Here is a 12,181-nt window from a genome sequence, read left to right as displayed (position 1 = left end):
GGTTAATGCGGGTTAGAAGGTTGCATTAACCGATAACTTGAATCGACGCTCATTGCCATAGTGCACGTCTGTGACAACATTGTTGCTGGTGCTGCCGCCGGTACCAGATACGTATTCCGTGTCGAACAAGTTTTCGATATTAAAGCGGAAGTCCCAAGTGACGTAATCGCTGGCAATCTTATGTGATGCACCGGTATCAACACGAGCATAACCATCCAATTGAACGGTATTCGCATTGTCTGCCCAGCGTTCACCTTGGTAGAAAAGACCAATATTGAATGCAGTCGCTTCAGTCCATGCATAACGCGTCCATACTGAACCTGACCATTCAGGAACGTTGGCTGGCGTTTTGTCTTGGTACAAGTCGTGATTGTTGTATTTCGCGTCTAGGTACATACCTGACGCCATTACAAACCATTGCTCCGACAATTGACCCTGTGCTCCAGCTTCTGCGCCGCGATGCAGCTGGTTACCATTTTGGGTAGTAATGCCATTTTCTTCGATGCTGATGTTTCGTTTTTCTATATCGAATACCGCACCCGTTAGAAGCAAGCGGTTATCCATCAGTTCCCACTTTGTGCCTAATTCATACTGTCGGCTCTTTTCTGGGGTACGCTCGGTGACCGAACCATCGTCATTTACAACGTTGCTAACAGGGTTGAAGCTCTCAGAGTAGTTTGCGTAGATGCTGCCTGAGTAACTTGGGTGATAGATAACGCCGACTTTTGGCGAAAACGCTTGGCTATCATTGGCGCCTTTGACAATGTCACCGGTTGCTGGGTTGGTGCCATCAGCAAAATATTGATCATAACGTCCACCAACAAGTGCCTGCCACTGGTCGTTAAAGGTAATTAAATCTTGAGCATAGAAACCATAGAAATGGTTGCTGCTCTCATAGACCGTTTTGTCGTTGTTGTAATCCAACCCTGGGTTGCTCGGGATATCACCAGGATTCACATCGATGGCCTCGCCTGATACTCGAAGCTGGGCGTAATCATAAAACTGACCATTAACGCCAAGAAGCACTTGGTGATCGACACTTAATGCGGTGAACTCACCGTGAAGATCTGCGTGGAATGCTTGAGTCTTCCATGTATCGTGACGATCAAACGGTTTTAGTATGTAACTGCCATCAACGATGGTATCTGCGGTTGGCGTTGGCAGAGAATCGTAGCGGTGGCGCTTCATGTGCTGCGAGTTATAGCTCAGATTAGCTCGCCATTGAGAGTTGATATATAGGTCTAGATCCGCGCCCCAGTTCTCTACATCATTATCGATAAATGACCAGTGTGCATCACGGATCATGTCACGATCACCAAGGCGATTGCCCTGCATATCTAACCATGATCCAGAGTCGATAGGTGCACGATCGTTAGTCTTTTCATAGTTAACAGACAGCAAGCCCCAATCCGCAAGATCGGCTTCAATCACGCCGTATCCCAAGAAGCGATCGCGCTCTCTTTGTTCGCCATTGGAATAGCGACGTGTCTCTACTGCATCTTGCTTTACAAGAACGGTTCGCCCGCGCAACGTACCAGATTCATTTAACTTGCCTGATGCATCAATGTGATAGCGTGTGCTACCTAGGTGATCGAAGTCTGTTCCTACATTCACCATAGGTTTGGCCGTCGGTTTCTTTGAAACCATGTTGATCATGCCGCCTGGTGCCGAGTTACCATAAAGTAGACTTGATGGTCCTTTGATCACTTCGATGCGATCCAGTGTCTCGATAGGCAGCATGTAGTGTGTAAACAATGAATGCCCGTTTCGAAGGTAGCCGTTGGTTGATGAAAGCTCAAAGCCACGAATATAGAACTCTTCGCGATTCCACTTCTGAGAACCTGCATTGACGCTTGCATCATTCTGTAGTGCTTCACCTAGTGTGGTTGCAAGCTGCTCATCAAGCACAATCTCAGGAATAACGTTAACGGATTGAGGCGTTTCCAACATAGTGGTGTCAGTTCGCATCGCGCCGGTTGCACTATCCACTTTGTAGTCATCGAAGGCTTGAGCGTGAACAACAAGCGTTTCATCTACTGTATTGGGTGCGTCATTTGCGAAGGCTGGGGCGGTATGGAGTGCGAGTACCACTGCACTACAAAGTGTGGTCACTTTGAATTTCATTCTGGGCTTTCCTTGCTCGAGTATCCGAGACAAACGGTTTTATTATTAGAGAGTTATGCCAATAGTTGAAATGGCGGGATGAATGCTAATGCTATTTATTATCATTTGCAATAAATATAAATGTAAGCAATTGTATCGCCTGTTTATACAAGGGAGTGATTGCATAACAATGGTAAATGGAGTGTAATTAACTTGTTGTTAGTGAAAGGAGTTCTATCAATGGAGTGGGGACTAGAAGAACAAAATAAGTGTTACCGTTTCTTGAAACCAGGGATGAAGCTAAGCCTATCATCTGTCGACAATCAGCAGATTAAAGGGATCGCCGCAACCCTTATCGGCTTTAAACCTTCCGCCTTTCTAATTGTTGATGTCTCTCAGGTTGGTTCAGAGGCTCTCGGAGAGCTGACTGACGGCGATCTTGTCATTCGGGGACTCTCAGACTCAAGCTTTGGTCATGTTATCGCTTTTCGTTCACGCTTTATTTCGCGGGCGGATGAGCCGTGTCAGCATCTGTTCTTGGCGGCGCCTTGTGATTTTGTCTCTAAGCCCATCAGGGAGCACTCTCGCTACAAGCTGTCCGTGCCATGTAATCTTTCTTTTGGGCAGTCTGCTGTAGAGGGCAAAATGGTGGATTTCTCATTGGCGGGTTGTGGTGTGTATATCGAAGGACCACATGATTTCTGTAAAGGATTAGCCCTCAAAGTCGAGTGTCCATTGAACCAATTCCTACCGGCTGGAATAAGCTTTGAGGTGGTGACGGTGAAGAAGCAAGGCAAAGGAACACTACTTGGCATTCAGTTCAATCAACAAGTCTTAATGTCTAATCGCTTAAAAACCACACTCGCGGAGCTGTCATTGAATGTGAGTTAAAAAAGCGAGTGTGTGCTTACTTTGACTTCTACATAACAACAATGCTTTTTCTTCGCTTATTTCAAAGTGTAAACTGTGCTATATAAAGAGCAGAATTTCTCAATGGAATGTTCCGACTTATGCGTATCTTTACACTTGTGTTGTTTGTGGTGTTTTCTTGGCTTCAGTACACTCTTTGGTTTGGAAAAAATGGCATCGTTGACTTTAATCAAGTAGACGCAGAAATTCATGTCCAGCAGCAAGTAAATGGTAACCTTCAAACCCGCAACGACGAGATGTTTGCTGAAATAGACGATCTCAGACAGGGACTGGATGCTATCGAAGAGCGCGCTAGGCATGAACTCGGAATGATTCAGCAAGGAGAGACTTTCTACCGAATCATAGGTGAGGACAACCAATGATCCCTGAGCATCATCCAATCATTGCTATCGTGCCTGCAGCAGGTGTCGGTAGTCGAATGCAAGCGGAAATTCCCAAGCAGTATCTAAAAATCCACGAGCAGACCATTCTTGAGCACACTATTGAGCGCCTATTGTCGCATCAAAGTATCGAGAGTGTGATTGTCGCAATCAGTGATAATGACCCTTACTTTGAAGGGCTGTCGTTTATCTCAGAGAAACCCGTCATTAGAGTGTCGGGCGGTGGTGAGCGTGCCGATTCAGTTTTATCTGCAATAGACTATGTGAAGCAGCGTGTGCCTAATGCTTGGTGTCTCGTGCACGATGCGGCGCGACCTTGTATCACTCACGAAGATATCAGCAAACTCATTTATGAAGTGAGCACTCACCCAGTTGGGGGAATTCTTGCTGCGCCAGTGAAAGACACGATGAAACGCGCAAACGGTGCCAAAGGCATTGATCATACGGTGGATAGAGCGGGTCTTTGGCATGCACTTACGCCACAGATGTTTAAAGTGGAACTGCTGCACAGTGCACTGAGTGATGCACTATCGGAAGGGGTCACCATTACCGATGAAGCCTCTGCTGTCGAGTGGACAGGGTTAGCGCCATTGCTGGTGGAAGGTCGCAGTGACAACATTAAAATTACTCGACCAGAGGATCTCGCTCTGGCGGAGTTCTATCTTAAAAATAAGGAACCAGAACAATGAGAATAGGTCATGGCTTTGATGTACATAAGTTTGGTGGTGAAGGACCTGTCATCATTGGTGGTGTTTCGATTCCTTATGAGCAAGGCTTGATTGCTCACTCAGATGGCGATGTGGCATTACACGCATTGTGTGATGCCTTGCTGGGCGCTATCGCTGCGGGTGATATCGGTCGTCACTTCCCAGACACTGATGAAGAGTGGAAAGGCGCGGACAGTCGCGCTCTGCTGCGTGATGTTTACAGTAAGGTAAAAGCGAAAGGCTACGAGTTAGTCAATGCGGACATCACCATCATGGCACAAGCGCCGAAAATGGCGCCACATATTGAATCCATGTGTCAGGTCATCGCTCAAGACCTAGATACAGATATTGGTAACGTCAATGTTAAGGCGACCACTACGGAGAGACTTGGTTTTACAGGACGTAAAGAAGGTATTGCCACAGAAGCTGTGGTACTGATCAACAAAGTAACGTCTTAAAAGGCAGATATCATGACGGATGTTCTCAACGAACTGAACTACCTATACGGGAAACCAGCGGTTAGCGCTAAATTCAAAGCCAGCAACGAAGACTTTATTGTCAAAGAAGTACTTGGCTTTGAGTTTACTGGCGAAGGTGAACACTTAATGCTTCGCGTGCGCAAAAATGGTGAAAACACCAGCTTTGTCGCCAATGAACTTGCTAAGGTATGTGGCGTTAAGTCTAAAGATATCGGCTGGGCAGGTTTAAAAGATCGTCATGCGATTACCGAGCAATGGCTCAGTGTCCATTTGCCTAAGAAGAATGTTCCTGACTTTTCAGCGTTCCTTGCTCAATATCCTAGTATTGAAATAGTGGCAACAGATTGGCACAACAAAAAGCTGCGCCCTGGTGACCTTGCTGGCAACGAGTTTGAAATTCGCCTTACCGAAGTGTCTGACGTTGAAGGCTTAATGGAAAGAGTCGCCAAAGTGTCTGAGTCAGGCGTGCCAAACTATTTTGGTCAACAGCGTTTTGGTCGCGATGGCAACAACGTTACGGAAGCAAAGCGTTGGGGGCGTGAGAATGTTCGCACCCGTAATCAGAACAAGCGCAGCTTGTATTTGTCAGCAGCTCGTTCTTGGATCTTTAACCAAATCGTTTCTAAGCGACTTGAGCAAGGCTGTTTTAACTCAGAGTTACCTGGTGACATTCTGGATGAAACAGGGCTGATCACAGCAGCGTTGGCAGGTGATAATGCGCTACCAACACAAGATGCGGCTATGGCGCTTGAGCAAAGCATTGTTGACGGCGAACCTGATCTGATGGCTCTGATCCGCGGTAATCGCATGCGTCACGACCGACGAGCGATTGTGCTCAAACCAGAGGCACTAAACAGTGACTCAGATGGACAAGCCGTAACGCTCTCTTTCTTCCTTGATTCAGGCAGCTTTGCGACATCAATCTTGAGAGAGTTGGCAGACGTAGAAGAAGTAGAAAGGCAATTCTAGGTTTCATGGATAGTAAAAGAATAAAAGTTCTCATCAGTAATGATGATGGTGTGCATGCCGAGGGTATTCGCACCTTAGCAGCGGAACTGGCTCAGATCGCTGATGTCACTATTGTAGCGCCAGATCGTAATCGTTCCGGCGCCTCAAACTCTTTGACTCTTGAGCAGCCCCTGCGAGTCAATCAGATCGAGCCCAAAGTCTACTCAGTGCAGGGCACACCGACAGATTGTGTGCACTTTGCCCTGAACGAGTTGATGAAAGATGATATGCCTGACTTGGTGTTATCTGGGATCAACCATGGTGCGAACCTAGGTGATGATGTGCTCTACTCTGGAACTGTTGCTGCAGCAATGGAAGGTCACTTTCTAGGTGTACAATCAATCGCATTCAGCTTGGTCGGTAAACAGCATTTTAAAGCGGCAGCGATCATCGCTCGTCAATTTGTCGAAAGGCATTTAGCGACGCGCGTTCCCACGAATCGATTACTGAACATTAATATCCCAGATCGTGCCCTTGCAGATCTTGGCGAGGTGTCTGTGACACGATTGGGCGCTCGACATCATGCAGAGAGCATGATCAAACAACAAGACCCGCGTGGTCATGATATCTATTGGTTGGGACCTCCTGGCAAGGAGCAAGACGCTGGAATAGGTACCGACTTTTATGCAATTGAACAGGGGCATATCTCGATCACACCTTTGCAGGTCGATTTAACTGCTCATGAGTCAATTGGCGCAATGGAACGTTGGGTATCAGGGAGAGAGTAACTAATGAACCCACAAGCAGCAAAATTAGTGGAGTTTATCCGATCTCATGGAGTGAACAGCGTATCGGTGCTCGATGCCATTTTAGCTGTACCTAGAGAACAGTTCGTTTCTCAGGCTATGCTTCACCAAGCTTACGACAATAATGCCTTACCTATCGGTGCCGGTCAGACGATTTCGCAGCCTTATATTGTTGCTAAGATGACAGAACTACTGGATCTTGAAAGAGAGACACGCGTACTCGAAATCGGCACGGGATCTGGCTATCAGACTGCTGTACTCGCACAGCTTGTGGATCATGTTTACTCGGTGGAAAGAATTAAAGCGCTGCAATGGGAAGCTAAACGCCGATTGAAGCGCCTTGATATATACAATGTTTCCACCAAGCATGGTGATGGTTGGCAGGGCTGGCAAGCAAAGGGTCCATTCGATGCCATTATCGTTACCGCGGCTGCTTCCGAAGTTCCCCAAGCCTTGTTGTCGCAGCTCAATGATGGTGGACGTTTAGTGATCCCAGTCGGCGATAATGAGCAACAATTATTAAAAATCACCCGTAAAGGTGATAGTTTTAGTACCGAAGTTGTTGAATTGGTGAGGTTTGTTCCTCTCGTAGCAGGTGAATTGGCGTAAATGCAAAGCCGAATGAAAGCAGTGGTTTCCGTTGTTTTTCTGTCTAGTGCACTCATTGGGTGTGCTGGGCATTCGCCTGCGCCTGTCTCAAATTTGGGAGGCAAGTACGATAATGTCTCCCGTGGCAGCTATCGAGGTAGCTACTACGAAGTCCAGAAAGGTGACACCCTCTATTTTATCTCCTACGTCACCGATAAAGATGTTAAAGACCTGATTAGACTCAATAATCTTCAATCACCTTATACTATTCATCCGGGGCAACGCCTCAACTTGTGGCGTCAAGCTTATGCGCCACCTGCATTTGGTGGTTCTGGGGCTGGTGATGTCGCGACCGCTTCTGCAGCAACGGCTGCAGCGAGTTCAAGCAGCACAAAAGCAGCCTCAAGCTCGGCTCCAAAAGCGAGTAGCTCATCAACACAAAATAGTCAAAAAACGGCTGCAAAGAAGGTTGATCAAAGCAAAACAAAGGAGTATGGTGAGTCTAAAGGTAAACAAAATGTTAATAGCACGAAACCCAATACGGCAAAACAGACCGCTAAGCCGCAAGCAAAGCCACAGCAGACAGCAAAAGCTAAGCCGACACCTCCGCCTAGCTCTAACGCGAAAGTCTCCAGCTGGGTCTGGCCAACAAAGGGACGTGTAATAAAGAACTTTTCTGCAGGGGACCAAGGAAACAAAGGGATAGACATTGCTGGCCAGCGTGGTCAAGACATTGTCGCCACTGCAAAAGGAACTGTGGTTTACTCGGGCAATGCACTTCGTGGTTATGGAAACCTCGTTATCGTCAAACATAACGACAGCTACTTAAGCGCATATGCACACAACGATAGGCTATTGGTCTCAGAAGGACAAAGTGTCAAAGCCGGACAAAAAATCGCTACGATGGGAAGCTCCGGAACCAACAGCGTAAGACTGCACTTTGAAATTCGATATCAAGGCAAATCGGTAAACCCTAAACGCTACTTGCCGTAACTGCCGTATAACGTTTACAACGTACGAAAAGCTACTTGCAATTTGATTGACGTAATCAGAGAAAGTTAGCGACATAGTTGAGTTGTCATGTCTTGCTAGCTCGCCAGGGGGAGGCGCTATGAGTATCAGCAATGCAGTAACCAAGAACGAAAACTTCGACATTGAAAACGAATCCGTTGATGTTGTGCAGTCAACATTGACCAATGATGATTCCAACTCAGAAGCCGAAGAGAAAGACCTGTACGATGCCTCGGCCAAAAGCCTGGATGCGACCCAGCTCTATCTAGGGGAAATTGGCTTCTCACCACTACTTACCGCTGAAGAAGAAGTTCTTTATGCAAGACGTGCACTCAAAGGAGATGAAGCTGCACGTAAACGTATGATTGAAAGTAACCTTCGTCTCGTTGTGAAAATCTCTCGACGCTACAGCAACCGTGGCCTTGCACTCCTTGATCTCATCGAAGAGGGCAATCTAGGTTTGATCCGTGCTGTAGAGAAGTTTGACCCTGAACGTGGCTTCCGATTCTCAACCTATGCGACCTGGTGGATCCGCCAAACTATTGAACGTGCTTTGATGAATCAGACGCGCACCATTCGTTTGCCAATTCACGTCGTCAAAGAGCTGAATATTTACCTTCGTACGGCTCGTGAACTGTCGCAAAAGCTTGACCATGAGCCGACCGCTGAAGAGATCGCTCAAAAACTCGATAAGCCGGTCAGCGATGTATCTAAAATGCTTCGCCTCAATGAGCGCATTAGCTCAGTCGATACGCCAATTGGTGGAGATGGTGAAAAGGCGCTACTGGATATCATTCCTGATTCAACCCATTCTGATCCAGAAGTATCAACCCAAGACGATGACATTAAATCATCACTTATTCATTGGTTAGATGAGCTAAATCCTAAACAAAAAGAGGTGCTGGCTCGAAGGTTTGGTCTTCTTGGTTACGAGCCATCGACACTTGAAGAGGTTGGCAGAGAGATTAACCTCACTCGTGAACGTGTTCGTCAGATCCAAGTTGAAGGGCTTCGCAGGTTGCGCGATATCCTAGTGAAACAGGGTTTGAATATGGAGTCGCTGTTCAACTTCGATGACGATTAGAATCGATTCAAACGACACAAAAAAACCGCCTATAAGGCGGTTTTTTTGTGTGTTGATGGCGTTAGCGTATTACGCCCAGCCATTCGGGCTTTTCTTACGACGCGGAATCAGATGCGGAAGAATCAGACCGAATAGAAGACCAGCACCGGCTACACCGCCACCGTACATGAAGTAGCGAAGCAGTAGGTCTTCTTTCTGTGTGTCTAGCTTAGCGCGTAGCTCACGGATTTCTGTTTGAGAAGAGGTCAGCTGTTCACTGATGTCTGAGTAGTTTTGCTCAAGCTCAGCGATCTGCTTGTTGCGTGCTTCTAGCGAGCTGACTAGGCCGCCTTTCTCACTGTCTGCTGTTTCGCGTGCGCTCGATAGCTGAGATTTCACTTGCGTCAGTTCTTTCTCAAGACGAGGCAGTCTAACCGCCATGCTTTCTTGAGTCGTGACAAATTTAGATTCTACCCAGCCTTTACGACCGCGGCTGTCTTGGACCTGTGAGTAACCTGTCTCACGGTTAGACGATAGCAGCTGAACCTTGTCACCTGCGTTGATGCTACCAATAATACGGTACTGAGCGCTTGGTCCAGAATGTAGGTAGGTAAATAGCTTGTCGGCAATATAACGATCTTGAGCCAACGCCGCAGGAGCAGCGAGTAACGACACCATGATCATGCAGATCAGTTTTTTCACAGTAAGTCCCTTAAGTGTATCAATGGGGAATGATGAAGAAAGTAGCGCTAGCAGCAGGGCTGTTACGCACTCTCAAATTGTAAACTTTTAAGAATGCCCAAATAGTATGAAGTTTCTTAAGTGGGCGCAACAAAGAAGGGAGGCTTAGCCTCCCTTTATTTGAATTTGAGTCAAATATGACGTGAGCTTCACATCTCCCTGACTTTTGTTTTGCTTTGGCTTATGCGCCAAATACCGCTTGCATCGCGTAGTAGAATACCACTGCCAGTAGTGCACCAGCAGGCAAAGTCACTACCCAAGAAGCCACGATGTTACGAACAACGCCTAGGTTAAGTGCTGCGATACCACGAGCGAAACCAACACCCAATACCGCACCAACTAGAGTCTGTGTTGTAGAGATTGGCAGACCAGTACCAGAGGCTAATACTACAGTACACGCTGTTGCGAGCTGTGCTGCGAAACCGCGGCTTGGCGTTAGCTCAGTGATGCCGGTACCTACAGTAGCCATTACCTTGTGACCCATAGTCGCAAGACCTACAACAATACCGATACCACCTAGAGGTAGAATCCACCATGCGATGGTGCTCTTCGCTGTGATTTCACCCATGTGCTCAACCGTAGACACAACAGCAGATAGTGGACCAATCGCGTTCGCTACATCATTTGAACCGTGTGCAAATGCCATCGCACAGGCTGTGATAACCATTAGCACGCTGAAGATACCTTCTACGCCACTGAAGCCATGGTCTTCTTCACGGTCTGCAAACTTACGCTGAATGTAGATGTAACCACCAATCATAACCAGAGACGAAACGCCCGCTGCCCAAGCCCATGCTTCCATACCTTCAAGGTGCAAGCCAACGTGCTTAAGACCTTTCTTGATAGTTACCAGTGCGATAACCATAGTGGTAATGAACATGTAAACCGGAACGAAGCGTTTTGCGTTAAATAGCGGTTTTTCAGTATCAAAGATCAGGCGTTGTGCACTGATAAAGATAACGTAAGCGAAGAAACCTGAAATCACCGGAGTGATGACCCAGCTACCCACGATGCCTTTTACTGAACCCCAGTCTACTGCTTCAGTACCGACAGACACACAAGCGAAACCGATGATCGCACCGATAATAGAGTGAGTCGTAGATACCGGCCAGCCCATGTATGACGCGAGCAATAGCCATGTACCTGCCGCCAATAGTGACGACATCATACCGAACACAAGAACGTCTGGCTGGTGAGCAAACAGAGAGGTCTCAATCACACCCTTACGGATAGTGTCTGTTACCTCACCGCCAGCAAGGTATGCGCCGGCGAATTCGAAGATCATCGCGATGATGATAGCTTGCTTAACTGTTAGAGCTTTAGAGCCAACAGAAGTACCCATTGCATTGGCAACATCGTTTGCACCGATACCGATCGCCATAAGGAAACCGAACATCGCCGCAACAAGAATCAGGATAGTGCCGTAGTTTGCAAGAATATCCATTGTAATAACCTAGTTTTGTTTCATAACAAGCGGAGCAAAAGTCGGGCGCAGGGCAATCTCTTAAGCATTGTCTGTGCTCAACGCCTAATACTTCTTCGCTCTTTGTTACTTAGTTAACGTGTGTTTAAGACCTAGACAGCATGAGTTCAAGACGAGCGCCTACGCGCTGAGCTTGATCTGCAATACCGCCGACCCATTCAAGAATTTTGTACAAGAACATGACATCGATAGGATTCATATCTTGTTCAATCGTCATCAGTTGCTGACGAAGCTGGATTTGCATGGCATCGGTATCATCTTCGATGACATCGAGTTGGTGAATCATCTCTGCAACCAGAGTCACTTCACGACCTTTAAAGCCCGTCTCTAGCAGTTCATCCAGCTCATTGATAACGTTCTGAGCTTGGTTAGCTGCATCAAGACAACGCTTCACGTAAGCGATGAAGTTTTCTTGAAGTGGCGCAGGAATGACAAGTTGGCGACCGTAAACACGACCGGCAATGTCTTTGGCAAGGTTGGCAAGCTTATCTTGCTGCGTCAGTAGCTCTAGCATATCGCTACGGTCCACTGGCAAGAACAGGCCGCGTGGTAGTTTAAGACGGATCTCACGCTTCAAAACGTCGGCTTCCTTCTCTAGGTGAGAAATCTGCGCACGGATCTCCGCTGCTTTTTCCCAATCACCCTTTGAGCTTGTCTCAAAGAAGTTGATAAGGTGAGAGCAACATTCTGTTACGCACACAACGTGGCGCTGCAAAGGCTTAATAGGGGACTTTGCAAATAACCCCATAATTGTATTTACTGGCATGGTTGTTCAACCTAATTAATATAACCTGAAATAAACATACACCAATATCATGGTGAAATGTTGAGCGATGGCTATAAAGGCGCGCATGGTAACCCATTAAAACGCCGATTTAAACTGTTTTAGATCATCATTTGGGTGATATTTGTCACTTGCTGATTAGTACGATTGCTCATATC

General features: G+C 47.0%; 13 protein-coding genes. 9 read left to right on the top strand and 4 right to left on the bottom strand.

The genetic code is table 11. The features are described 5' to 3' along the window. Positions 1 to 12: 12 nt before the first annotated feature. Entirely contained in the window at positions 13 to 2,124 is a 2,112-nt protein-coding gene (locus LY387_RS13975; protein WP_234494538.1) for a TonB-dependent siderophore receptor, read from the bottom strand. A gap of 219 nt (positions 2,125 to 2,343) precedes the next feature. Between LY387_RS13975 and LY387_RS13970 the strand changes: the two genes are divergently transcribed. The 9 genes from LY387_RS13970 (at position 2,344) to rpoS (ending at position 9,036) form a co-directional block, all read left to right on the top strand. Then, positions 2,344 to 2,994 (top strand): PilZ domain-containing protein, encoded by a 651-nt coding sequence (locus LY387_RS13970; protein WP_234494536.1) that lies wholly within the window; start codon positions 2,344 to 2,346, stop codon positions 2,992 to 2,994. 119 nt (positions 2,995 to 3,113) lie between these two features. Continuing rightward, positions 3,114 to 3,395: a cell division protein FtsB gene (ftsB, locus tag LY387_RS13965; RefSeq protein ID WP_128647962.1), complete on the top strand. Its 282-nt coding sequence runs from the start codon at positions 3,114 to 3,116 to the stop codon at positions 3,393 to 3,395. Further along, complete coding sequence (ispD, locus tag LY387_RS13960) at positions 3,392 to 4,102, top strand: 2-C-methyl-D-erythritol 4-phosphate cytidylyltransferase (RefSeq protein WP_234494535.1); 711 nt, start codon at positions 3,392 to 3,394, stop codon at positions 4,100 to 4,102. The genes ftsB and ispD overlap by 4 nt, the downstream gene beginning before the upstream one ends. Continuing rightward, entirely contained in the window at positions 4,099 to 4,578 is a 480-nt protein-coding gene (gene ispF, locus LY387_RS13955) for a 2-C-methyl-D-erythritol 2,4-cyclodiphosphate synthase (RefSeq protein ID WP_128647964.1), read from the top strand. Before ispD ends, ispF begins: the two co-directional genes overlap by 4 nt. A 12-nt stretch (positions 4,579 to 4,590) precedes the next feature. Next, complete coding sequence (gene truD / locus LY387_RS13950) at positions 4,591 to 5,568, top strand: tRNA pseudouridine(13) synthase TruD (RefSeq protein WP_234494534.1); 978 nt, start codon at positions 4,591 to 4,593, stop codon at positions 5,566 to 5,568. 5 nt (positions 5,569 to 5,573) lie between these two features. Continuing rightward, positions 5,574 to 6,335: a 5'/3'-nucleotidase SurE gene (gene surE, locus LY387_RS13945; protein WP_128647966.1), complete on the top strand. Its 762-nt coding sequence runs from the start codon at positions 5,574 to 5,576 to the stop codon at positions 6,333 to 6,335. 3 nt (positions 6,336 to 6,338) lie between these two features. Continuing rightward, a complete protein-coding gene (locus LY387_RS13940; RefSeq protein WP_128647967.1) occupies positions 6,339 to 6,962 on the top strand; it encodes a protein-L-isoaspartate(D-aspartate) O-methyltransferase in 624 nt (207 codons plus the stop codon). Continuing rightward, a complete protein-coding gene (gene nlpD, locus LY387_RS13935) occupies positions 6,963 to 7,934 on the top strand; it encodes a murein hydrolase activator NlpD (protein ID WP_234494532.1) in 972 nt (323 codons plus the stop codon). A gap of 118 nt (positions 7,935 to 8,052) precedes the next feature. Beyond that, on the top strand, positions 8,053 to 9,036 hold the full coding sequence (gene rpoS / locus LY387_RS13930) for an RNA polymerase sigma factor RpoS (RefSeq protein ID WP_042475947.1): 984 nt from the start codon (positions 8,053 to 8,055) through the stop codon (positions 9,034 to 9,036). 69 nt (positions 9,037 to 9,105) lie between these two features. Here the strand turns inward: rpoS and LY387_RS13925 are convergent, their stop codons facing one another. The 3 genes from LY387_RS13925 to LY387_RS13915 all read right to left on the bottom strand — a co-directional run bounded on the left by LY387_RS13925 (position 9,106) and on the right by LY387_RS13915 (position 12,005). Next, on the bottom strand, positions 9,106 to 9,717 hold the full coding sequence (locus LY387_RS13925) for a TIGR04211 family SH3 domain-containing protein (RefSeq protein ID WP_042475948.1): 612 nt from the start codon (positions 9,715 to 9,717) through the stop codon (positions 9,106 to 9,108). A 220-nt stretch (positions 9,718 to 9,937) separates the two neighbouring features. Beyond that, complete coding sequence (locus LY387_RS13920; RefSeq protein ID WP_234494531.1) at positions 9,938 to 11,200, bottom strand: inorganic phosphate transporter; 1,263 nt, start codon at positions 11,198 to 11,200, stop codon at positions 9,938 to 9,940. A 124-nt stretch (positions 11,201 to 11,324) separates the two neighbouring features. Continuing rightward, a complete protein-coding gene (locus tag LY387_RS13915; protein WP_128647969.1) occupies positions 11,325 to 12,005 on the bottom strand; it encodes a TIGR00153 family protein in 681 nt (226 codons plus the stop codon). Between the last annotated feature and the right edge of the window lie 176 nt (positions 12,006 to 12,181).

The organism is Vibrio maritimus (genome assembly GCF_021441885.1).
GTDB classification, from domain to species: Bacteria; Pseudomonadota; Gammaproteobacteria; order Enterobacterales; family Vibrionaceae; genus Vibrio; species Vibrio maritimus_B.
This window is presented reverse-complemented; position numbering and strand designations above follow the sequence as displayed.

Bases quoted from the DNA above. Each gene is read 5' to 3' on its own strand.
- surE (WP_128647966.1), top strand. From the start codon at position 5,574: ATGGATAGTAAAAGAATAAAAGTTCTCATCAGTAATGATGATGGTGTG.
- ispD (WP_234494535.1), top strand. From the start codon at position 3,392: ATGATCCCTGAGCATCATCCAATCATTGCTATCGTGCCTGCAGCAGGT.
- LY387_RS13975 (WP_234494538.1), bottom strand. From the start codon at position 2,124: ATGAAATTCAAAGTGACCACACTTTGTAGTGCAGTGGTACTCGCACTC.
- ftsB (WP_128647962.1), top strand. From the start codon at position 3,114: ATGCGTATCTTTACACTTGTGTTGTTTGTGGTGTTTTCTTGGCTTCAG.
- truD (WP_234494534.1), top strand. From the start codon at position 4,591: ATGACGGATGTTCTCAACGAACTGAACTACCTATACGGGAAACCAGCG.
- LY387_RS13970 (WP_234494536.1), top strand. From the start codon at position 2,344: ATGGAGTGGGGACTAGAAGAACAAAATAAGTGTTACCGTTTCTTGAAA.
- ispF (WP_128647964.1), top strand. From the start codon at position 4,099: ATGAGAATAGGTCATGGCTTTGATGTACATAAGTTTGGTGGTGAAGGA.
- nlpD (WP_234494532.1), top strand. From the start codon at position 6,963: ATGCAAAGCCGAATGAAAGCAGTGGTTTCCGTTGTTTTTCTGTCTAGT.
- LY387_RS13940 (WP_128647967.1), top strand. From the start codon at position 6,339: ATGAACCCACAAGCAGCAAAATTAGTGGAGTTTATCCGATCTCATGGA.
- LY387_RS13915 (WP_128647969.1), bottom strand. From the start codon at position 12,005: ATGCCAGTAAATACAATTATGGGGTTATTTGCAAAGTCCCCTATTAAG.
- LY387_RS13920 (WP_234494531.1), bottom strand. From the start codon at position 11,200: ATGGATATTCTTGCAAACTACGGCACTATCCTGATTCTTGTTGCGGCG.
- rpoS (WP_042475947.1), top strand. From the start codon at position 8,053: ATGAGTATCAGCAATGCAGTAACCAAGAACGAAAACTTCGACATTGAA.